The 22,483-nt window shown below is 56.3% G+C and carries 19 protein-coding genes; 12 read left to right on the top strand and 7 right to left on the bottom strand.

Annotation, left to right across the window (positions count from 1 at the left end; all coding sequences use genetic code 11):
* Window positions 1-68: 68 nt before the first annotated feature.
* Entirely contained in the window at window positions 69-1,571 is a 1,503-nt protein-coding gene (locus NR302_RS02765; protein WP_258144483.1) for a helicase HerA-like C-terminal domain-containing protein, read from the top strand.
* A gap of 10 nt (window positions 1,572-1,581) precedes the next feature.
* Window positions 1,582-2,859, top strand: a complete 1,278-nt coding sequence (locus tag NR302_RS02760) for a DUF445 domain-containing protein (RefSeq protein ID WP_258144482.1) — start codon at window positions 1,582-1,584, stop codon at window positions 2,857-2,859.
* A 66-nt stretch (window positions 2,860-2,925) separates the two neighbouring features.
* Here the strand turns inward: NR302_RS02760 and lptG are convergent, their stop codons facing one another.
* On the bottom strand, window positions 2,926-4,002 hold the full coding sequence (lptG, locus tag NR302_RS02755; protein ID WP_008104239.1) for an LPS export ABC transporter permease LptG: 1,077 nt from the start codon (window positions 4,000-4,002) through the stop codon (window positions 2,926-2,928).
* The gene (gene lptF, locus NR302_RS02750; RefSeq protein WP_036648360.1) at window positions 4,002-5,102 is read right to left on the bottom strand and encodes an LPS export ABC transporter permease LptF; all 1,101 of its coding nucleotides are present in this window, start codon (window positions 5,100-5,102) and stop codon (window positions 4,002-4,004) included. Before lptF ends, lptG begins: the two co-directional genes overlap by 1 nt.
* 269 nt (window positions 5,103-5,371) lie before the next feature.
* On the opposite strand from lptF, the gene pepA reads away from it, so the two are divergent.
* The 4 genes from pepA to NR302_RS02730 all read left to right on the top strand — a co-directional run bounded on the left by pepA (window position 5,372) and on the right by NR302_RS02730 (window position 10,939).
* Complete coding sequence (gene pepA / locus NR302_RS02745; RefSeq protein ID WP_008104244.1) at window positions 5,372-6,883, top strand: leucyl aminopeptidase; 1,512 nt, start codon at window positions 5,372-5,374, stop codon at window positions 6,881-6,883.
* A 166-nt stretch (window positions 6,884-7,049) separates the two neighbouring features.
* A complete protein-coding gene (locus NR302_RS02740; protein WP_008104246.1) occupies window positions 7,050-7,511 on the top strand; it encodes a DNA polymerase III subunit chi in 462 nt (153 codons plus the stop codon).
* A 2-nt stretch (window positions 7,512-7,513) separates the two neighbouring features.
* Window positions 7,514-10,369 (top strand): valine--tRNA ligase, encoded by a 2,856-nt coding sequence (locus NR302_RS02735; RefSeq protein ID WP_258144481.1) that lies wholly within the window; start codon window positions 7,514-7,516, stop codon window positions 10,367-10,369.
* Between the two features lie 66 nt (window positions 10,370-10,435).
* On the top strand, window positions 10,436-10,939 hold the full coding sequence (locus NR302_RS02730) for a GNAT family N-acetyltransferase (protein WP_008104250.1): 504 nt from the start codon (window positions 10,436-10,438) through the stop codon (window positions 10,937-10,939).
* Window positions 10,940-11,003: 64 nt separating this feature from the next.
* Here NR302_RS02730 and NR302_RS02725 read toward each other — a convergent pair whose 3' ends face one another.
* Both NR302_RS02725 and rraB read right to left on the bottom strand, forming a co-directional pair.
* Window positions 11,004-11,774, bottom strand: a complete 771-nt coding sequence (locus tag NR302_RS02725) for a tRNA-(ms[2]io[6]A)-hydroxylase (RefSeq protein WP_258144480.1) — start codon at window positions 11,772-11,774, stop codon at window positions 11,004-11,006.
* Between the two features lie 58 nt (window positions 11,775-11,832).
* The gene (gene rraB / locus NR302_RS02720) at window positions 11,833-12,255 is read right to left on the bottom strand and encodes a ribonuclease E inhibitor RraB (protein WP_008104254.1); all 423 of its coding nucleotides are present in this window, start codon (window positions 12,253-12,255) and stop codon (window positions 11,833-11,835) included.
* Window positions 12,256-12,417: 162 nt separating this feature from the next.
* On the opposite strand from rraB, the gene argF reads away from it, so the two are divergent.
* From argF to ridA, 4 genes are all read left to right on the top strand, one after another.
* A complete protein-coding gene (argF, locus tag NR302_RS02715) occupies window positions 12,418-13,425 on the top strand; it encodes an ornithine carbamoyltransferase (RefSeq protein ID WP_258144479.1) in 1,008 nt (335 codons plus the stop codon).
* 243 nt (window positions 13,426-13,668) lie between these two features.
* Entirely contained in the window at window positions 13,669-14,604 is a 936-nt protein-coding gene (gene pyrB, locus NR302_RS02710; RefSeq protein ID WP_176970202.1) for an aspartate carbamoyltransferase, read from the top strand.
* Window positions 14,605-14,615: 11 nt separating this feature from the next.
* Window positions 14,616-15,080 (top strand): aspartate carbamoyltransferase regulatory subunit, encoded by a 465-nt coding sequence (gene pyrI / locus NR302_RS02705; protein WP_007886734.1) that lies wholly within the window; start codon window positions 14,616-14,618, stop codon window positions 15,078-15,080.
* Between the two features lie 78 nt (window positions 15,081-15,158).
* A complete protein-coding gene (gene ridA, locus NR302_RS02700) occupies window positions 15,159-15,545 on the top strand; it encodes a 2-iminobutanoate/2-iminopropanoate deaminase (protein WP_061718232.1) in 387 nt (128 codons plus the stop codon).
* Between the two features lie 67 nt (window positions 15,546-15,612).
* Here ridA and NR302_RS02695 read toward each other — a convergent pair whose 3' ends face one another.
* Window positions 15,613-17,997, bottom strand: coding sequence for a beta-N-acetylhexosaminidase (locus NR302_RS02695; protein WP_258144477.1), 2,385 nt, complete (start codon window positions 17,995-17,997; stop codon window positions 15,613-15,615).
* Window positions 17,998-18,265: 268 nt separating this feature from the next.
* On the opposite strand from NR302_RS02695, the gene nrdD reads away from it, so the two are divergent.
* Window positions 18,266-20,404: an anaerobic ribonucleoside-triphosphate reductase gene (gene nrdD, locus NR302_RS02690; RefSeq protein WP_258144476.1), complete on the top strand. Its 2,139-nt coding sequence runs from the start codon at window positions 18,266-18,268 to the stop codon at window positions 20,402-20,404.
* Window positions 20,401-20,967, top strand: coding sequence for an anaerobic ribonucleoside-triphosphate reductase-activating protein (nrdG, locus tag NR302_RS02685; protein WP_256698299.1), 567 nt, complete (start codon window positions 20,401-20,403; stop codon window positions 20,965-20,967). The genes nrdD and nrdG overlap by 4 nt, the downstream gene beginning before the upstream one ends.
* Here nrdG and NR302_RS02680 read toward each other — a convergent pair.
* Window positions 20,860-21,894 carry a permease gene (locus tag NR302_RS02680; RefSeq protein ID WP_258144475.1) on the bottom strand — a complete coding sequence of 345 codons (1,035 nt, stop codon included), beginning with the start codon at window positions 21,892-21,894 and terminating at the stop codon, window positions 20,860-20,862. The two genes, nrdG and NR302_RS02680, sit on opposite strands and share 108 nt — an antisense overlap.
* Window positions 21,895-22,034: 140 nt before the next feature.
* Complete coding sequence (locus NR302_RS02675; RefSeq protein WP_008104269.1) at window positions 22,035-22,466, bottom strand: YhbP family protein; 432 nt, start codon at window positions 22,464-22,466, stop codon at window positions 22,035-22,037.
* Window positions 22,467-22,483 lie beyond the last annotated feature (17 nt).

Genomic DNA, 22,483 nt, shown 5'->3' with positions numbered 1-22,483 from the left:
ATTACGCGATACACCGCGCCGCTTGCTATCCTTTCTGGCATAACCTATTGCCTGAGAGCGAAAAAATCATGACCACTCCGTTACTGATTGCCCAAACGCCTGACGTTCAACTGCATCTTCTCTCCAACATGGCCAACCGCCACGGTTTGATCACTGGCGCCACCGGCACCGGCAAAACCGTCACGCTGCAAAAGCTGGCGGAATCCTTCTCCGATATCGGCGTGCCGGTGTTTATGGCCGATGTGAAAGGCGATCTCACCGGCATTTCCGCTGCGGGTGAAGGTTCGGAGAAGCTGCTGGCGCGTCTGGCGAAGATTGGCGTTACCGACTGGCAGGCGCAGAAAAATCCGGTGATGGTGTGGGATATTTTTGGTCAGCAAGGCCATCCAGTGCGCGCCACGGTCTCCGATCTCGGCCCGCTGCTGCTGGCGCGTCTGCTCAACCTCAACGAGGTGCAATCGGGCGTACTGCAAATCATCTTCCGCATCGCCGACGATCAGGGCTTGTTGCTGCTGGATTTCAAAGATCTGCGCGCCATGACGCAGTACATCGGCGACAACGCCAAAGCCTTCCAGACGCAATATGGCAACATCAACAGCGCATCCGTTGGGGCGATTCAGCGCGGATTACTGGCGCTGGAGCAGCAAGGTGCTGAACACTTCTTTGGCGAGCCGATGCTGGATATCCGCGACTGGATGCGCTGCGACAGCAACGGCAAAGGCTTTATCAACATCCTCTCGGCGGAAAAGCTCTATCAAATGCCGAAACTTTACGCCACCAGCCTGCTGTGGCTGCTGGCCGAGCTGTATGAGCACTTGCCCGAAGCTGGCGATCTTGATAAGCCGAAAATGGTGTTCTTTTTCGACGAAGCGCATCTGCTGTTTACCGACGCGCCGCCGGTGCTGCTGGAGAAAGTTGAGCAGGTGATTCGCCTGATCCGCTCCAAAGGCGTTGGCGTCTATTTCGTGACGCAAAATCCCGCCGATATTCCCGACAACGTGCTGGGCCAGCTCGGCAACCGCGTGCAGCACGCGCTGCGCGCCTTTACGCCGAAAGATCAGAAAGCGGTAAAAAGCGCCGCCGAAACCATGCGCGCCAATCCGGCGTTTGATACCGTCGAGGCGATTCAGGCGCTCGGCACCGGCGAAGCGCTGATCTCCTTCCTCGATGAAAAAGGCAGCCCATCAATGGTGCTGCGGGCGATGGTGATTGCGCCCGGCTCGCGCATGGGGCCGGTGAACCAGGATGAACGTAACGGCCTGATCAACAACTCGCCGCTGTACGGTAAATACGACACGGAAGTGGATCGCGAATCCGCATTCGAAATGCTGCAAAAAGGCGTGCAGGCCACCACGCAGCAAGCCAATGCGCCAGAAGCCAAAGGCAACAACGTTGCCGTCGATGATGGCATTCTCGGCGGCCTGAAGGACATCTTGTTCGGCAGCACTGGCCCGCGCGGCGGCAAGCGTGACGGCGTGGTGCAGAGCGTGGCGAAGAGTGCCGCGCGCCAGGTCACCAATCAGATCATTCGTGGTGTGTTAGGCAGTTTATTAGGCGGACGACGTCGTTAAAAAAGGAATTATGGATAAATATCAACAACTCAAACGCAGCAAGCGTCTGGCGCTGTCGCTGCTGCTGATTGCGGCAGCGACTTTTGTGGTAACGCTGTTTTTGCCCCCCAACTTTTGGGTACTCGGGCTGAAGGCGATTGCCGAAGCGGCAATGGTCGGCGCATTAGCCGACTGGTTCGCCGTGGTGGCGCTGTTCCGCCGCGTGCCGGTGCCGTTTATCTCGCGTCATACCGCGATTATTCCGCGCAATAAAGATCGCATTGGCGAGAATCTGGGTCGCTTCGTGCAGGAGAAATTCCTTGATACCGATTCGCTGCTGGCGCTGATTCGCCGCCACGATCCATCGCAGATGCTGGCGCAGTGGCTGAACACGCCGGGCAACGCCGATCGTATTGGCCGCCATCTGTTGCAGGTGATGCGCGGTTTTCTCGATCTCACCGATGATCAACGCATTCAGGGTTTTCTGCGCCGTGCAGTGCATCGCGCGTTAGATAAGGTCGATCTCACCCAATCCAGCGCGCTGCTGCTGGATAGCCTGACGAAAAATAATCGTCATCAGGAGCTGCTGGATGCGGCGGTACAACAGCTGCTGCGCCTGCTGCACAAGCCCGGTACGCGCGAGTTTATCGCCGCGCAGATTGTGCGCTGGCTGAAGCGCGAGCATCCGATTAAAGCCAAAATGTTGCCGACCGAATGGCTTGGCGAGCACAGCGCCGACTTGGTGGCGAATGCGGTGGATTCGATACTCGATCAGGTGGCGCTCGATCAGGGACATGAGTTACGTCTCGGCTTTGACCGCGCGGTGCAGCGCCTGATTGAGCGGCTGAAAAGCGATCCTGAGATGGCGGAACGCGCCGAAACCATCAAGAGCTGGCTGAAGGAAGATGAGTCTTTCAATCGCTACATTGGCGAGCTGTGGCAGGATTTACGTGGCTGGCTGAAAGACGACCTGAGCAGCGAGGATTCGCGGGTGCAGGAGCGCGTCCGGCTGGCTGCGCTGTGGCTGGGTGAAACTCTGGCGGCTGATGAAGCGCTGCGCGCTTCCATGAATCAGCATCTGGAAGACGCTGCACGTAGCGTCGCACCGGAGTTTGCTGCCTTTCTGACGCGCCATATTAGCGATACGGTGAAAAGCTGGGACGCCCGCGATATGTCACAGCAAATTGAGCTGAATATTGGCCGTGACCTGCAGTTTATCCGCATTAACGGCACGCTGGTTGGCGGGACAATTGGGCTGATTTTGTATTTGTTGTCGCAGGTGCCGGGATGGATCGAGCGTATTCATTAAAAAGGTCGCCATGAATGGCGACCCTACGGACGTGGAAAGGTCGCCATTTATGGCGACCGCCCAACATTACCGGCGTTTCATCAGCAGGAACAAGCTGATGGCGAAGAACGCGCCGCTTGGCAGAATCGCACCCAGGATTGGCGGCAAACCGTAGACCAGACTCAACGGACCAAAGATCTGATCCAGCACGTAGAACAGGAAACCAAAGCTAATCCCCGTCACCACGCGCACGCCCATTGATACGCTACGTAGCGGACCAAAGATAAACGACAGTGCCATCAGCATCATCACCGCCACCGACAGCGGCTGGAAGATTTTGCTCCACATATTCAGCTGGTAGCGTCCTGAAACCTGGCCGCTCTGCTTGAGGTATTTGCTGTAGTTATACAGGCCGGTGATCGACAGCGCGTCCGGGTCCAGCGCCACCACGCCAAGCTTATCGGGCGTCAGATTGGTTTTCCATTCGCCGCTCAGGGTTTGCGAGCCGGTAATCTGTTTGGCGTCTTGCAGATCCGATTCATCGACCTGCGACAGCGCCCACAGCTTTTTATCCGCATTCCAGGTAGCACTCGCCGCATAGCGAACACTCAGCAAACGGCGTTGATCGCTGAACTTGTAGATGCTGACGCCATCAATTTCGTTATCACCTTTGATGCGCTCGATGTAGATGAAGTCGTTGCCGTCCTTCGCCCACAGACCGTTTTGCGTCGAAACCAGCGAGCCGCCGTACAGCTGCTGCGCACGGTAGTTACGCGCCATCTGTTCGCCCTGCGGCGCAACGAATTCGCCCACCGCCATGGTTAACAGCACCAGCGGAATCGCCGTTTTCATCACCGCCAGCGCCACCTGCATGCGGGTGAAGCCCGATGCCTGCATCACCACCAGTTCGCTACGCTGCGCCAGCGTGCCCAAACCCAGCAATGCGCCCAACAGCGCCGCCATCGGGAAGAAGATTTCGATATCTTTCGGCACGCTGAGCAGCGTGTAGTAACCGGCGTCCAGCGCGGTATATGCGCCCTGCCCGGTTTTACGCAGCTGATCAACGAACTTGATAATGCCCGACAGCGACACCAGCATGAACAGCGTCAGCATGATGGTGTTGAAGATGGTTTTGCCGATATAGCGGTCAAGAACCTTAAACATCAGACCGATCCTCCACGGCTAAAGCGCGCACGGATGCGACGCATCGGCACGGTATCCCACAGGTTCAGCAGCACCGCCAGCGCCAGATAGGAGAAGTTCACTACCCACATCCAGATGGCCGGATCGAAGCGGCCTTTCGCGGCGTTGGAACGCAGCGAACTCTGCAGCAAGAAGAAGATCAGGTACAGCAGCATGGCAGGCAGCATCGACAGCACGCGGCCCTGACGCGGGTTCACCACGCTGAGCGGCACCACCATCAACGCCATAATCAGCACCGCAAACACCAGCGTTAAGCGCCAGTGCAGCTCAGCCTGGAACTGCGGGGTTTTGTTCTGGAACAGCGTGCTGATATCCGCCTGATCGGCATCGTTCGGATCGAGCGTGGCTTCTTTGTAGCCCACCAGCGCCTGATAATTCACAAAGTCGGTGATGCGGAAGTCACGCAGCATCGCCGTGCCTTCAAAACGCGTGCCTTTATCCAGCGTTACCACTTGCGAGCCATCTTTATGCTGCTCCATGTGACCGCTATCAGCCAGCACCACCGAAGGACGCGCATTGCCTTTCGGACGCAGTTGCGCCAGGAACACGTTACCGAAATGGTTGCCCTTCACATTTTCAACAAACAGCACCGCATTACCGTCGCTGGAGGTCTGGAACTGTCCAGCTGCCAGCGCCGCCGCGCCTGGGTTCGCTTTGGCGTTTTGCGTCACTTCCTGCTGATAACGTGAGGACCATGGCCCTAACCAAATGACGTTGACCGCCGCCACAATCGATGTGAACAGCATCAGAATCATCGCGGCTTTGATCAGCACACTTTTCCCCAGGCCGCAGGCATGCATCACCGTGATTTCACTTTCGGTGTACAGCCGCCCAAGGGTCATTAAAATCGCCAGAAACAGGCTTAGGGGCAGGATAAGTTGTGCCATTTCAGGCACGCCAAGTCCTAACAATGTCAGAACTAAGTTTGTTGGAATTTCGCCATCCACCGCAGCTCCCAAAATCCGCACTAACTTCTGGCAAAAGAAGATAAGTAGCAGGATGAAGAGGATAGCCAGCTGGCTTTTGAGCGTTTCCCGAACCAGATATCTAATGATGATCACGCTTAGTACGCCTGTGATAACTTGTCTTTTTGCAGGAAAATCGCTAGTTTCAACGCTTATCAGCCATTTTTCTTCATCAATGGCCGTCATCGTAGCTAAAATAGTATGACGAACGCGTTAGCGTGGTGAAAAAACAACATACTTGTCACCACAACTCATTATGACTACCGGCGTTGAATTGTCATGGCGCCGTAACGAATTAATGAGTTACGAGCGCGCTACATTCTAACGACAGCTTAGGCCGTTGTCTTTAAGATTCAGGAGAGTGCATGGAGTTCAGTGTAAAAAGCGGTAGCCCGGAAAAACAGCGTAGCGCCTGCATTGTTGTTGGCGTTTTCGAACCGCGCCGTTTGTCACCCATTGCTGAGCAGCTGGATAAAATCAGCGATGGCTACATCAGCGCCCTGCTGCGCCGCGGTGAACTGGAAGGAAAAGTGGGCCAAACGCTGCTGCTGCACCATGTGCCGAATATCCTCTCCGAACGCATCCTGCTGATCGGCTGCGGTAAAGAGCGCGAGCTGGATGAGCGCCAGTACAAGCAGGTGATTCAGAAAACCATCAATACCTTGAATGACACCGGCTCGATGGAAGCAGTGTGCTTCCTGACTGAACTGCACGTCAAAGGTCGCAATACCTACTGGAAAGTGCGTCAGGCGGTCGAAACCTCGAAAGAAGCGCTCTACAACTTTGATCAACTGAAAAGCAACAAAGTCGAGCCGCGCCGTCCGCTGCGTAAGCTGGTGTTCAACGTGCCGACCCGCCGTGAACTCACCAGCGGCGAACGTGCTATTCAGCACGGTTTGGCTGTGGCTGCCGGTGTTAAAGCCGCAAAAGACCTCAGCAATATGCCGCCAAATATTTGTAACGCCGCGTATCTGGCGTCGCAGGCGCGTCAGCTGGCGGATGCATACAGCAAAAATGTAACAACCCGCGTTATCGGCGAACAGCAGATGAAAGAATTGGGGATGAACGCTTATTTGGCGGTCGGCGCCGGTTCCCACAATGAATCGCTGATGTCGGTAATTGAATACAAAGGCAATAACGATCCCGAAGCGCGTCCAATCGTATTGGTCGGTAAAGGGTTAACCTTCGATTCCGGCGGTATCTCGATCAAACCAGCCGAAGCGATGGATGAGATGAAGTACGACATGTGCGGCGCGGCGTCGGTGTACGGCGTGATGCGCATGGTGGCGGAATTGAATCTGCCGCTGAACGTGGTGGGCGTGCTGGTGGGCTGTGAAAACATGCCAGATGGCAAATCGATGCGTCCGGGCGACGTGTTGACCACCATGTCGGGCCAAACCGTTGAAGTGCTGAATACCGATGCCGAAGGCCGTCTGGTGCTGTGCGATGCGCTAACCTACGTTGAACGCTTCGAGCCAGAAGTGGTGATTGACGTCGCCACGCTGACCGGCGCCTGCGTGATTGCGCTGGGTCATCATGTCAGCGGTTTGATGTCGAACCACAATCCGCTGGCGCACGAGCTGATTAGCGCGTCTGAGCAGTCCGGCGACCGCGCCTGGCGTCTGCCGATGGCGGATGAGTATCAGGAGCAGCTGGAATCCAATTTTGCTGATATGGCGAACATTGGCGGCCGTCCTGGCGGTGCGATTACGGCGGCCTGCTTCCTCGCGCGCTTTGCGCGTAAGTTTAACTGGGCGCACCTGGATATCGCCGGTACCGCATGGCGTTCAGGTAAAGCCAAAGGCGCAACCGGTCGTCCGGTACCGCTGCTGTCGCAATTCCTGCTGAATCGCGCAGGGTTGAACGGCGACGATTGATTTGGTGATGGCTGTCCCCCTCCTCGGTCCTCCCCCATAAATGGGGGAGGAAGATGCTGCCACATGTCAGTGATGAAGCTGCATGTGGCAGCGTCTCCTTCCCCCACTCGTGGGGGAAGGCCGGGATGGGGGACAGCAAGCACCGCACTCTCATCCAAAGGATCCCATGAAAAACGCCACTTTCTATGTGATGGAGTCTGAGAGCGCCAGCGACGGCCTAACCGCCATCGAAGCATTGGTGTGCTCTCTTGCCGAAACACGCTGGCGTGACGGCAAACGCATCCTGATTGCCTGCGAAAACGAAGAACAAGCCAATCGGCTGGATGAAGCGCTCTGGCAGCTTCCGGCCAACGCCTTTGTACCGCATAACCTCGCCGGTGAAGGCCCGCGTTACGGCGCGCCGGTTGAGCTGGCCTGGCCACAGCGTCGCGGCAGTTCACCGCGCGATCTGCTGATCAGCCTTCTGCCACAGTTCGCAGATTTTGCTACTGGTTTCCATGAAGTGATAGACTTCGTTCCTTATGAAGAATCCCTAAAACAACTGGCGCGCGATCGCTACAAAGCCTATCGCAGCGTTGGTTTCCAATTGAATACGGCGACGCCACCCTCGCCGCAAACGACAGTGTAGAAATGGAAAAGACATATAACCCGCAAGATATCGAGCAGCCGCTCTACGAGCACTGGGAACAGCAGGGCTACTTTAAACCGAATGGCGATACCAGCCAGGAAAGCTTTTGCATCATGATCCCGCCGCCGAACGTCACCGGCAGCTTGCATATGGGTCACGCTTTCCAGCAGACCATCATGGATACCATGATTCGCTACCAGCGCATGCAGGGTAAAAATACCTTGTGGCAGGCCGGTACCGATCACGCCGGTATCGCCACGCAGATGGTGGTAGAACGCAAAATCGCCGCTGAAGAGGGCAAAACGCGCCAGGATTATGGCCGCGATGCGTTCATCGACAAAATCTGGCAGTGGAAAGCGGAATCTGGCGGCACTATTACTCGCCAAATGCGTCGTCTCGGCAACTCGGTTGACTGGGAGCGCGAGCGCTTCACCATGGATGACGGTCTGTCCAACGCGGTGCGCGAAGTGTTTGTCCGCCTGTACAAAGAGAACCTGATTTATCGTGGCAAGCGCCTGGTGAACTGGGATCCAAAACTGCGTACCGCCATCTCCGATCTGGAAGTGGAAAACCGCGAGAGCAAAGGCTCGATGTGGCACATCCGCTATCCGCTGGCTGACGGCGTGAAAACCGCTGAAGGCAAAGATTATCTGGTGGTGGCGACCACGCGTCCGGAAACCCTGCTGGGCGATACCGGCGTGGCAGTTAACCCGGAAGATCCACGCTACAAAGATCTCATCGGCAAAGAGCTGATCCTGCCGCTGGTGAATCGTCGCATTCCGATTGTTGGCGATGAACACGCTGACATGGAAAAAGGCACCGGCTGTGTGAAGATCACCCCTGCGCATGACTTCAACGACTACGAAGTGGGTCGTCGTCATAAGCTGCCAATGATCAACATTCTGACCTTTGATGGCGATATCCGCGAGCGCGCGGAAGTGTTCGACACCAATGGTGAAGTCAGCGACGAGTGCGCCGACGATATCCCGGCACAGTTCCAGAAGATGGAGCGTTTCGCCGCGCGTAAAGCGATTGTTGCTGCCGTTGATGAGATCGGCCTGCTGGAAGAGATCAAACCGCACGACCTGACCGTGCCTTACGGCGATCGCGGCGGCGTGGTGATCGAGCCAATGCTGACCGACCAATGGTATGTGCGCACCGCACCGCTGGCGAAAGTCGCGGTGGAAGCGGTAGAAAACGGCGACATCCAGTTCGTGCCGAAGCAGTACGAAAACATGTACTTCTCATGGATGCGCGACATTCAGGATTGGTGTATTTCACGTCAGTTGTGGTGGGGACATCGCATCCCAGCATGGTACGACAACGACGGCAACGTCTATGTCGGCCGCACCGAAGACGAAGTGCGCCAGGAAAACAATCTGGCCGCCGACGTGGCGCTGCGCCAGGACGACGACGTGCTGGATACCTGGTTCTCGTCCGGTCTGTGGACCTTCTCGACACTGGGCTGGCCAGAGAACACCGAAGCGCTGCGTACCTTCCATCCAACCAGCGTGTTGGTGAGCGGCTTCGACATCATCTTCTTCTGGATTGCGCGCATGATCATGCTGACCATGCACTTCATCAAAGATGAAAACGGCAAACCGCAGGTGCCGTTCAAAACCGTCTACATGACCGGTTTGATCCGTGATGAAGAAGGCCAGAAGATGTCCAAGTCGAAAGGCAACGTCATCGATCCACTGGATATGATTGACGGTATTTCGCTGGAAGATCTGCTGGAGAAGCGTACCGGCAACATGATGCAGCCGCAGCTGGCTGAGAAGATCCGCAAACGTACCGAGAAGCAGTTCCCGGACGGCATCGTGCCTTCAGGTACCGATGCGCTGCGCTTTACCCTCGCCGCGCTGGCGTCTACCGGTCGTGATATCAACTGGGATATGAAGCGCCTCGAAGGTTACCGCAACTTCTGTAACAAGCTGTGGAATGCCAGCCGCTTCGTGCTGATGAATACCGAAGAGCAGGATTGCGGCCAAAACGGCGGCGAAATGAAGCTGTCGCTGGCGGATCGCTGGATCCTGAGCGAATTCAACCGCAGCGTGAAAGCCTATCGCGAAGCGCTGGATAGCTATCGCTTTGATATCGCGGCCAATATTCTGTACGACTTCACCTGGAACCAGTTCTGTGACTGGTATCTGGAACTGACCAAGCCGGTAATGACCAGCGGTAGCGAAGCGGAACTGCGCGGTACGCGTAATACGCTGGTTACCGTGCTGGAAGCGCTGCTGCGTCTGGCGCATCCAATCATTCCTTACATCACCGAAACCATCTGGCAGCGTGTGAAAGGCCTGAAAAACATCGATCACGATACCATCATGCTGCAGCCGTTCCCGCAGTATGACGCGGCGAAAGAGGATGCCGAGGCGCAGGCCGATATCGAGTGGATGAAGCAGGCGATCGTTGCGGTGCGTAATATTCGTGCTGAGATGAACATTGCACCAAGCAAGCCGCTCGACGTGCTGCTGCGTGATTGCTCTGCTGCCGCACAGCGTCGCGTAGAAGAGAACCGCACCTTCCTGTCGCGTCTGGCGCGTCTGGAAAGCCTGACCATTCTGCCTGCGGGCGAGAAAGGCCCGGTTTCGGTCACCAAGATTGTTGAAGGCGCTGAGTTGCTGATCCCGATGGCGGATCTGGTCAACAAAGAAGCCGAGCTGGAGCGTCTGGCGAAAGAGCTGGTGAAACTTGATGTCGAAATCGAGAAGATCCAGACCAAACTGGCGAACGAAGGCTTTGTCTCACGTGCGCCGGAAGCGGTTGTCGCGAAAGAGCGTGAGCGCGTGGCTGAGCTTGAGCAATCAAAAGCAAAACTGTTTGAACAGCAGGGCGTGATTGCGGCATTGTAAGCGCTTCAGTCCAACTGCTTAATCGAAGCCGGGCACTGCCCGGTTTTTTTTTACCGGAAGATAATGATGACCACCGACGCCTCCATCAATTTAAAGGTGCGCCCCATTACCGCTGCCGATAACTCGCTGATCGCGCAGGTGATCCGTGATGTGTCAGCTGAATTTGGCCTGACGGCGGACAAAGGCTACACCGTGTCCGATCCCCATCTCGATCGCCTGTTCGAACTCTACAGCGAAGCCAATAGCGCCTACTGGATTGTGGAACATGATGGTGTGGTAGTGGGCGGCGGCGGCGTTGCTCCTCTGGCCTGCAGCGCGCCGGATATCTGCGAGTTGCAGAAGATGTATTTCCTGCCGCAGGTGCGCGGCTTAGGCCTGGCGCGCGATCTGGCGCTGCGCGCCATGGAATTTGCCCGTCAACGGGGTTTTCAGCGTTGCTATCTGGAGACGACTGGCAGTTTGACGCGTGCGATTAAGTTGTATGAGTCATTGGGGTTTGAGCTGATTGATAACGCGATGGGCTGTACCGGGCATGTGGATTGCGAAGTGCGGATGTTGAAGGTGTTGTGATGATAGAGGTCGCCATGAATGGCGACCCTACGGTTTAGTTGCCGGTTTTTTGTAGGGTGCGCATTCATGCGCACCAAACTGCCGGCACCCCACTATGAAAGCGTAGCTCGCCATCCGGTTCGCTGATTAAGCGCGCTTCTGTTTCACCAAACACCTTTACGCGCGGCGCAATGTCCTTCGGCGAAATCTGCTGTGCCAGCTTCAGGTAATCCTGATAGTGACGCGCTTCCGAGCGCAGCAGCGAAATATAGAACTTCTCCAGCTGCTCATCCAGATACGGCGCAAGGCTGGCGAAACGTTCGCAGGATCGCGCTTCGATGTACGCCCCGCAAATCAGCTTATCCACCAGCGCTTCCGGCTCGTAAGTGCGAATTTCGCGAATCAGCCCTTTGGCATAGCGGCTGGCGGTGATTTTGCGATATGGCAAACCGCGCGACTGCATGATCTCCCACACCTGATAGAAATGATGCAATTCCTCTTTCACCAGCAGCACCATCATCTCCACCAGATCGTCGGCCCACGGCAGTTCGTTGCGCACGATAATGCTTTTGGTCAGATTCTTGTGGGCATTGATAAAGTTACTGTCCTGCTCGTCGCGGTAGATAAAATCTTCATACGGCTTGAGCCACGCCAGAATGGCATCACCACTCGGCTTATCCGCCACGTATTTACGGATGATAAACACCGCAGTTTGCGCGGCCTTCAATTCGCAAACCATGTGATCGGTGAGCAGCAACGTCAGATTATCCGGCTTGCGCGCTTCATGAATCCACGCTTGTGGCGTGCGGCAATGCAGGAATTGATAGATCGGTTCTAATAGCGGAGCGTAATTCATGGGCAGTCTTTGTCTTACGGGGAGAGGTTTCAGGGCGGCGAGCGCCGCCCATTAATGCTTAGTGACGCACACCGTTGTCTTCTTCGTCGTCGATGAACTCGCCATCGTCGTCTTCATCTTCGGCATCAGGGTCTTCAAAGTAGGTGCCCCAACCGTCGTAATCGACGTTGTAGCTGCCCGCCAGATTCACCAGTTGCTCAACCTGCGCATCAATCAGCTCAGGCTTCAACGCGCCTTCGCTCAGGATATCCACACACATCACGGTGGTGCCATCTTCCAGCTCCAGCTCTTCTGGCTCGCTGACTTCGTAGCCCAGTTTGAAGGCATCAACCGCGACCTTCTCCAGCGAGTCAAAGTTGTTGCAGGAGAGATGATGTTCGATAGTGTAAAGCGCATCTGGATCGCTGCCGTCTTCCAGCAACTCTTCAATGATCAGTCGCGTCTCTTCGCGCTGTTCTTCCAGCAATGCTTCATATGCCATGGGTGTGTCCTCAAATATTCGGCTGAATACAATTATTTTCCCACACTGCCTCGCGCGCCACTACACAAAACAACAAGTTTCTTAACGCTGGGGTTGAAAATGCATATTCATACGGTTAGATTGAATTTTAATTCATTTTAATGTGGGCACCCGGAGCGCTGTATGAGTCAGCTACATCAAAGACATTTCCTGAGATTGCTGGATTTCACCCCAGCCGAAATCGATTCTCTGCTGAGTCTGGCAGGTGAATTAAAACACGCAAAGAAAAATGCCAGCGAAACGCAGTACCTGAAAGGCAAAAACATCGCGCTCATCTTCGAAAAAGACTCGACTCGCACCCGATGCTCTTTCGAAGTTGCCGCTTACGATCAGGGCGCTAACGTTACCTATCTCGGCCCAAGTGGCAGCCAAATCGGCCATAAAGAGTCAATGAAAGACACCGCGCGCGTGCTGGGACGCATGTATGACGGTATTCAATATCGCGGTTACGGCCAGGAACTGGTGGAAACCTTGGCGGAATTCGCTGGCGTGCCAGTATGGAATGGCCTGACGACCGAATTCCACCCCACGCAGCTGCTGGCCGATCTGCTGACGATGCAGGAACATTTGCCGGGTAAAGCGCTGAATGAAATGACGCTGGTTTACGTCGGCGATGCGCGCAACAACATGGGTAACAGCATGCTGGAAGCCGCCGCGCTGGTTGGCCTGGATCTGCGTCTGGTGGCACCAAAAGGCTGCTGGCCGGAAGCGGAACTGGTGGATCAATGCCGCGTGGCCGCGCAGCAAACCGGTGGCAAAATCACCCTGACCGAAGATATCGCCGAAGGCGTGCAAGGTGCCGACTTCATCTACACTGATGTGTGGGTGTCGATGGGTGAAGCAAAATCGGTGTGGGAAGATCGCATCGCCCTGCTGCGCCCTTATCAGGTAAACAGCGCGATGCTGGCACTGACCGGCAATCCGCAGGTGAAGTTCCTGCACTGCTTGCCGGCCTTCCATGACGACAAAACCACGCTGGGCCGGCAAATGGCCGAGCAGTACGGTTTGCAGGATGGCATGGAAGTGAGTAATGAGGTGTTTGAGTCTGCGCACAGCATCGTGTTCGATCAGGCTGAAAACCGCATGCACACCATTAAAGCGGTGATGGTGGCGACGCTCGGCAAGCTATGATTGGTCGCGCCGCAAACGTTTACCTCGTGCGCGATATTTGCTTGATGCAAATCAGTGAATGCGTATAATGCGGCCCAATTTGCCGGAGGAAACATGCAACAGCGCAGCGCACAATTTGACGCTCAACGACGCCTGACAGCGGGCGGCGCATCTGTTTCTTTCCGTCATCAATCGATCGTAAAAAAAGCCCCTTAAGCAGGGGCTTTTTTTTGTCCGCAATCCGGCAGCGCAGAGGAGAACGCTATGGCCAACCCGCTATATCGCAAGCACATTATTTCCATCAACGATCTCAACCGCGACGAGCTGGAGCTGGTGCTGCATACCGCCGCCCAGTTGAAAGCCAATCCCCAGCCGGAGCTGCTGAAACACAACGTGATCGCCAGCTGCTTCTTTGAAGCTTCAACGCGCACGCGCTTGTCGTTTGAAACCGCGATGCATCGTCTCGGCGCGTCGGTGGTGGGCTTCGCCGACGGCAGCAACACCTCGCTCGGCAAGAAAGGTGAAACCCTCGCCGATACCATTTCAGTGATTGGTACTTACGTCGATGCCATCGTGATGCGTCATCCGCAGGAAGGCGCGGCGCGTCTGGCGACGGAATTCTCCGGCGGCATTCCGATTCTCAATGCCGGTGACGGTGCCAACCAGCATCCGACACAAACGCTACTCGATCTCTTCACCATCCGCGAAACGCAAAATCGCCTCGATAACCTGAATGTGGCGATGGTCGGCGACCTGAAATATGGCCGCACCGTGCATTCACTGACGCAGGCGCTGGCGAAGTTTGATGGCAACCGCTTCTTCTTTATCGCGCCTGATGCGCTGGCGATGCCGTCGTACATCACCGATATGCTGGATGAGCAGAACATTGCCTGGTCGCGCCACGACACCATCGAAGAAGTGATGCCACAACTCGACATTCTGTATATGACGCGCGTGCAGAAAGAGCGCCTCGATCCGTCGGAATACGCCAACGTTAAAGCGCAGTTCATCCTGCGCGCCGCCGATTTAGCCGGTGCGCGCGACAACATGAAAGTGCTGCATCCGCTGCCGCGTATTGACGAGATCACCACCGACGTGGATAGCACGCCGCACGCCTGGTATTTCCAGCAGGCTGGAAATGGCATCTTCGCTCGCCAGGCACTGCTGGCGCTGGTACTGAATCGCGAACTGGCACTGTAAGGAGCAAAGCGATGACACACGATAATAAATTGCAGGTTGAAGCCATCAAACGCGGCACGGTAATCGACCATATCCCGGCGCAGGTCGGCTTTAAGTTACTGTCGCTGTTTCGTCTGACCGAAACCGATCAGCGCATCACCATCGGCCTTAACTTGCCGTCGGGCGAGATGGGCCGCAAAGATCTAATCAAGATCGAAAACACCTTCCTGACCGACGATCAGATCAATCAGCTGGCGGTGTATGCGCCGCTCGCGACTGTGAACCGCATTGACGAATACGAAGTGGTGGCGAAGATCGCCCCAACCTTGCCGGATCGTATTGACCGCGTGCTGACTTGCCCGAACAGCAACTGCATCAGCCGCAACGAGCCGGTGTTCACCAGCTTTGCGGTGAAAAAGCGCGAAGATGATGTACATCTGAAGTGCAAATATTGCGAGAAAGAGTTCGCGCGCCACGTGGTGCTCGGTCACTGGTAATCGCCCGCGTCGTCCCTATAATGGGACGATTCATTTCGCGGCGGACATCGGTCGGCCGCGCACTTTCAAGGAGAAACAATGTCTCGCGAAATCAGTACTTCAAACGCACCCGCAGCGATTGGCCCTTACGTGCAGGGCGTGGATCTCGGCAGTATGATCATCACTTCAGGCCAGATCCCGGTTGATCCCGCCACTGGCGCCGTTGCCGACGATGTTTCTGCACAGGCACGTCAGTCACTGGAAAATGTGAAGGCGATTGTCGAAGCCGCAGGCCTGAAAGTGGGCGATATCGTGAAAACCACCGTGTTTGTGAAGGATCTGAATGACTTCGCCACGGTTAACGCGACCTATGAAGCCTTCTTCACCGAGCACAACGCCAGCTTCCCAGCGCGTTCTTGCGTAGAAGTGGCGCGTCTGCCGAAAGATGTGAAGATTGAGATTGAGGCGATTGCGGTTCGTCGTTGATTGATCGCGGTGCGTATAAATGCGCACCCTACGCTTTTCGTAGGGTCGCCATTAATGGCGACCTCTGTTATTTAAACGATCGCAGTAACTTCTCCAGCGGCCGCACTAGCGCCAGCACCGTTTCATCCTGCACCTGCGCTGCCGCGTCCAGTTGCGTATGCATCTGCGCCACTTCGCCTGCGCCATACGCCTGATTACGCTCCAGCGCGTTGACCAAATCCAGCCCCATCCGGCTCAGTTCTGTCACTTGCTGCACCTGCTGCTGTAGCGGCTTGAGCTGATAGCTACCCAGAATCAGCGGCATCACCGCATCACTGTTGTTCTGCCAGCGCTGCAGTTGCTGACGGATGGCATGCGCCGCCGCGTGATCGGCGCGATTGGCGATCAAGCGATCAACCTGCTTATCCAGCAAACGCACCGCGTTACTCTCGGCAGGCAACACATCCGCCAAACGATTGAGCGGTTCAAAATAGTCGTAATGTCCCGCCTGGAATTTCAGATGCTGGCGCGTGTAGTACTGCGCCGGTTCCAGCACTTCGGCCAATATACGTAATGGCGTGATGTCGCTGCTGTTCGCCAATCGCATCATCTGCACTTCAGCCTGCTGATGCTGCTGCAAACCGACTGAAATGGTGCCCCAGCGATCCACTGCGCTCAGGCGTTGATACATGTTGTCGCTGTCGGTGACATCCTTTGCCGACCATAACCGCTCAGCCACCACAAAAGCGCGCGGCCACAGGCGCGTATCAATCACCCGGCTATTAACGTTCTCAGCCCACAGCGCCGCTTCGCCGCCAATCAGGTTGTTTTGCATCTGCTCCGGCGTCGGCAATGATGGCGCAATGCCGGTTGGCACTTGCATCAGCTTGCTGCCTTCCGTGGGATAACGCACGTTGCCCACCAGCATATAACCGGTCAGCTTGTCTTGCGTCAGCGTCACCATCGGCTGGAACGGCCCCATCCACGTATCGACGCTAAAGGTCAGCTGCGTTGGCGACAGCCAGCGGATATCGCTGACCATGCGACGTGCTTTGCCGCTGAAATCGATAAAGCCGCGCCAGCCGTTTTTCCCCTCAATCAGCGTAAAGCTGCCTTTCAGCGCGCTGCCTTTCAGGCGCGGCATGGTGAATTGCCAGCTCTGTGTCTGCTCACCGGCTTGCACCTGATCCGCACCGTTAAGCCCTTGCGGCCAGGGTTCATTGCGATAGTGATAGGCGGCGGTTTGCGGCTGATCGAGATAGAAACCGGTGGAGAGAATGCCGCGGAAGTCGTTTTTCGCCACGGTGCCCAACGCATCCTGTCCTTGCCATGATTGAATCAGAATGCTTTTTGGCAGATCAGGATGGTAAACCTCATCCCAACCGATCATGCGGCGCTGATGTGCTTCGAGGATTTTCTCAACGCGCTGGTTAAACCAGGCTTGCAGCGCATACGTATCCTTCAGGCCGTGATCGCGCATAAATTGCTGAATACGCGTGGAATCATTCCACTGGCTTGGATCGACCTCATCGCCACCGATGTGAATGTAGGGATCGGGGAATATCGCCGTTACTTCGCCCATTAAGGTGTCGATAAAGCGGAATACTGCTTCGTTGCTGGGATCGAGCAGCGGCTTAAACACGCCCCAGCCGCGCTCCATCTGATACGGGCCCGGCGCGCTCATCAGCTCCGGCATCGCCACCGCGATCGCTGAGGCATGACCAGGCAGATCGATTTCCGGTACCACGCGCACGCCGCGCTGCGTGGCATAGTGCACTACATCGCGCATCTGCTGCTGCGTGTAGTACAAGCCGTCGCTGGCTTTCTCCTGCAGCTGCGGATAGTGGCTGGAGGCAAAACGCCAACCTTGATCGTCGGTTAAGTGCCAGTGAAACACGTTCATACGCGCAGCGGCGATGCCATCGATTTGCCGCTTAACGGTTTCAATCGGCAGGAAGTGGCGCGCCGAATCAATCAGCACACCGCGCCACGGAAAGCGCGGTTTATCGTCAATGGTGACGTAGGGGATTTCGGTGCCGTTTTCGGTGTTTTCAATCAGCTGCAGCACGGTTTCCATGCCGCGCATCGCACCAAAGCGCGTATTGGCTTTCAGTAACACGCCGTCGCTGTTAACCAGCAGATGATAACTTTCGTCGCTGTCCGGCTGGGGAATCGGATCAACCGCCTGCGCGATTTGCACTTGAATGCTGGGATGATCGCTGGATGCGCTGGCTGGCAGCAGCGGCCAGCCGGTTTGCCGCGCAATGCGCGCGCGCCAGCGCGATTCAGCACCTTCCAGATGATCGCCCGAGATATGCAACGTGAGCTGCGGTGTTAACGCATACGCCCCGCCGCCGCTCGGCTGCACCACGCTTTGTGGCCACGGCATCAGCGGTAAATCTCCGGCGGGCGCGGCGAAGGCGGAAAAAGTCATGGATAAACAACAGGCAAGCAAGGTTCTCTGCAATGGCATCTGGGCATCCTTGTAAATGAAACAGCGGACCAAAATGGGCAAAAGGCCCATTAAACCTGTTTCGCTTTGCAAAGCAAGTGGCGACAAACCGAAATCAAGGCGGGTTAAAACTTTTGTATTTTAACCAGAGTAACCATTGCGCGGCTTTCAATCTTGGTTGTGGCTTCCTTGCTGTAGGTCAAACCGCCTGCGATTAATTAGCGCGCAAACACCATATATAGCGATTACACTCCTTAAAATTATCTACATATAGTTTCATGGAGAAGAAATGGCGACGGTGGTGATTAAGCGTGACGGCTGCAGAGTGCCGTTTGATGCGCAGCGGATCGAGGCGGCAGTAAGCGCGGCCGCGCGTGCGGCACAAATCGATGATACGGCCTGGTGCGCGCAAGTGGCGGCGCAGGTTAGCCAGCAGCTGGCTGAACAGGCCGAAGTGGATATCCGCGACATTCAGTGCGCGGTGGAAGAGACGCTGATGAGTGGACGCTGGCCGCAGCTGGCGCGCGCTTATATCGAATATCGCCATGACCGCGATCTAGTGCGTGAACAGCGCGGTAAACTGCATCACGCCATTCGCGGTTTGGTGGAGCAAACCAACGCGGCGCTGCTCAACGAAAACGCCAATAAAGACAGCAAAGTGATTCCAACCCAGCGCGACCTGCTGGCTGGCATCGTTGCTAAACATTACGCTCAGCAGCAACTGTTGCCGCGCGATGTGGTGCTAGCGCATGAGCGCGGCGACATCCACTATCACGATCTCGATTATTCCCCGTTCTTCCCGATGTTTAACTGCATGCTGATCGATCTGCACGGCATGCTGACCAACGGTTTCAAGATGGGCAACGCCGAGATCGAGCCGCCCAAATCGATCGCTACCGCCACGGCGGTCACCGCGCAGATCATCGCGCAAGTTGCCAGCCATATTTACGGCGGCACCACCATCAACCGCATTGATGAAGTGCTGGCACCGTTCGTTACGCTCAGCCTGGAGAAGCACCGCGCGGTGGCGCAAGAGTGGCAGATTACCGATGCCGAAGCCTATGCGCGCGTGCGCACCGAGAAAGAGTGCTACGACGCGTTTCAGTCGCTGGAATATGAAGTGAACACGCTGCACACCGCCAATGGCCAGACGCCGTTTGTCACCTTTGGCTTTGGCCTCGGCACCGACTGGGCGGCGCGCCTGATTCAGCAATCCATTCTGCGTAACCGCATTGCCGGATTGGGTAAAAATCATAAAACGGCGGTATTCCCGAAACTGGTGTTTGCTATCCGCGAAGGCGTGAATCGTCGGCCTGGCGAAGTTAACTACGATATCAAACAGCTGGCGCTGGAGTGCGCCAGCAAACGCATGTATCCGGATATCCTCAACTACGAAAAAGTGGTGGAAGTCACCGGCTCGTTTAAAACGCCGATGGGCTGCCGCAGCTTCCTTGGCGTGTACGAGGAGAACGGCGAGCAGATTCACGAAGGCCGCAACAATATTGGCGTCATTAGCCTCAATCTGCCGCGTATCGCGCTGCAAGCCAAAGGCGACGAAGCGCAGTTCTGGCGGTTGCTGGATGAACGTCTGGCGCTGGCGAAGCGTGCCTTAATGACGCGTATCGCCCGGCTGGAAAAAACCAAAGCGCGCGTGGCGCCGATTCTGTATATGGAAGGTGCCTGCGGCGTGCGGCTGAAAGCGGATGACGAAGTGGGCGCCATTTTCCGCAACGGCCGCGCCTCGATTTCCCTTGGCTACATCGGCCTGCATGAGACGCTGAATGCGCTGAGCGGCAACGAAGTGCATCCATACGACGCCGAATACCTGCGGGCAAAAGGCGTGGCGATTGTTACCCATCTGCGCAACGCGGTGGATGCCTGGAAAGCGGAAACCGGCTACGGCTTCAGCTTGTACAGTACGCCGAGCGAGAATCTGTGCGACCGCTTCTGCCGTCTCGATGCCGCCCAATTTGGCGTGGTGGCAGGAGTGACCGACAAAGGGTATTACACCAACAGCTTCCATCTCGACGTGGAGAAAAAGGTCAATCCCTACGACAAGATCGACTTTGAAGCGCCCTATCCCACCATCGCTAACGGCGGATTCATCTGTTACGGCGAATATCCCAACATCCAGCACAACCTCAAAGCGCTCGAAGACGTCTGGGATTACAGCTATCACCGCGTGCCCTATTACGGCACCAATACGCCGATCGATGAGTGCTACGAATGCGGCTTTAGCGGCGAGTTCAGCTGCACCAGCAAAGGGTTTACCTGCCCATGCTGCGGTAATCACGATCCGGCGCGCGTATCGGTGACGCGCCGCGTGTGCGGCTATCTCGGCAGCCCGGATGCGCGTCCGTTTAACGCCGGTAAACAGGAAGAGGTGCAGCGGCGCGTTAAACATCTGGAGACAGGAAAACTGGGATGATGCGCATCCACGGCTATTATCCGGTCGATATCGTTAACGGACCCGGCACGCGCTGCACGCTGTTTGTCGCGGGCTGTGAACATCAATGTCGCGGCTGCTATAACCAAAGCACGTGGCGGCTGGATTCCGGCGTGCCTTTTACGCTGGAGATGGAAGAGCAGCTGATCGCCGATCTTAACGATCGGCGCATTCCGCGTCAGGGCTTGTCGCTGAGCGGCGGCGATCCGCTGCATCCGCATAACGTGCCGCATGTGCGTCGCCTGGTGAAACGCGTGCGACGTGAATGTCCGGATAAGGATATCTGGCTGTGGACCGGCTACGAGATGGCGGAACTCAGTGCGGCACAGCGCGAAGTGGTGGATGAGATTGATGTGCTGATTGACGGACGTTTTATCGAAGCGGAAAAAGATGCGCGGCTGCTGTGGCGCGGCAGCCGCAATCAGAAGATTTGGTGGTTACGCCAGCCACAAGGCGAGCACGCCGAGCAGCATGCCGCTGCCTGCCACGCCGATCAGCGCGATCCACAGCGCCCGTGCGGGAAAGGCGCGATGCAGCATCAATAACGACGGCACACTCACGGCGGGCAGCGTGACTAACAACGCCAGCGCGGGCGCAACGCCCATGCCCGCCAGCATCATGGTCTGCACAATCGGGATTTCCGCAGCGGTGGGAATCACAAACAGGCAGCCAGCAATTGCCATCAACATCACCCAAAACAGCGTATTGCCCACTGCGCCATCCGCGTGCGGGAACAGCCAAACGCGGGCGGCACCGAGCAACAATACCGCGATGATATACAACGGAATGGTGTTCCAGAACAGTCGCCACATCACTTGCAGCCAGCGCGTCAGAAACGGCTGCTCATCGCGAGCCGGTATAACGGGCGCGGCAACGGCCTGATCCGGCACGCTGCGCTGCACCAGCCACGCGATGCCCAATACCATCATCAAACCCGCCACCAGCCGAATCGCCGCAAAATTCCAGCCGAGCACAAAGCCCATAAAAATCAGCGTGGCGGGATTGAGTAGCGGATTCGCCAGCCAAAATGCCATCGCCGCGCCGCTGGAAACCTGCGACTGACGCAAACCAGCGGTCACCGGCGCTGCACAGCAACTGCACATCATGCCTGGCAAACCTAATCCAGTGCCCATCAGCGTCGAGCCAAAGCGCGAGCTGCCCATCAGACGCAGCAGCCAGGCACGTGGAATCAGCACCTGCACCAGCGATCCGAGGATCACGCCGAGCACCGCCGCTTTCCACACGGCGAGGAAATAGACCATGGCGTAATCAAGCGCTGCGCGCCACGGTGAGTCCGCCGCATTGGCCAAAATCGATTTACCAATCGAGTGCGTTTCGGCGGCAGTAAAGGCTTTGCCGTAATAAGGCTGCCATTTGACATACCACAGACCGATTACCACCACGGCGAGGAACAGCAGCGGTTTCCACCAGGCGAAGCGTGTCGCTGGGGCGTGAGAGGAGAGTTGGGTCATCACAGAATTCCGTATTCAACTGAATAACGATGCCGCGTTGGGATACGCGGCGGATAGGCCTTAGTGTTATTCAGGTCATTTCATTCCGCCATGTGGAAATCGCTCAAACTTGATCCGGGGCGGAAATTTACCTCTTGCACCTACATGTCGCTGCGTTGCCAGACAATTTTTTTGCCAAAGCCCAGCGCATTGTCGGTCATCTTCACTTCATCGAGCATGATTTCCCACAGCGGCGCAGTGACTTTCTTCGCCACCGGAAAACGCTTCTGATAGGCGTGACGCGCCATCGTTTCCCTTTCTCCGCTTAGAAGCTGAATCACGCCGCGATACTGCACGCCTTTGATCAACAGCACGCTTTTCGGCTGGCCATTCACGGTGCCTGCCACGCGAGGATTTGCCTGGATTAATGCACCATGGCGCGTGTCAGGCTCGGTCATTAGCCAGAACGCCATGTTCGCTGCATCAAACACATAGAAGCAGTTGGCGCACCACAGATCGTCGCCGTGGCTGGCAGATAACGACAGCACATGCTGTTTTTTTAAGTAGCGAATCAGATGAGCATGGTCGGACAAAATCGGACTCCGTGCGG

The sequence above is a fragment of the Pantoea sp. SOD02 genome (genome assembly GCF_024707505.1).
Lineage (GTDB): Bacteria > Pseudomonadota > Gammaproteobacteria > Enterobacterales > Enterobacteriaceae > Pantoea > Pantoea symbiotica.
Note: the sequence above shows the minus strand (reverse complement) of the source record. Positions and strands in the feature narration are given on the sequence as shown.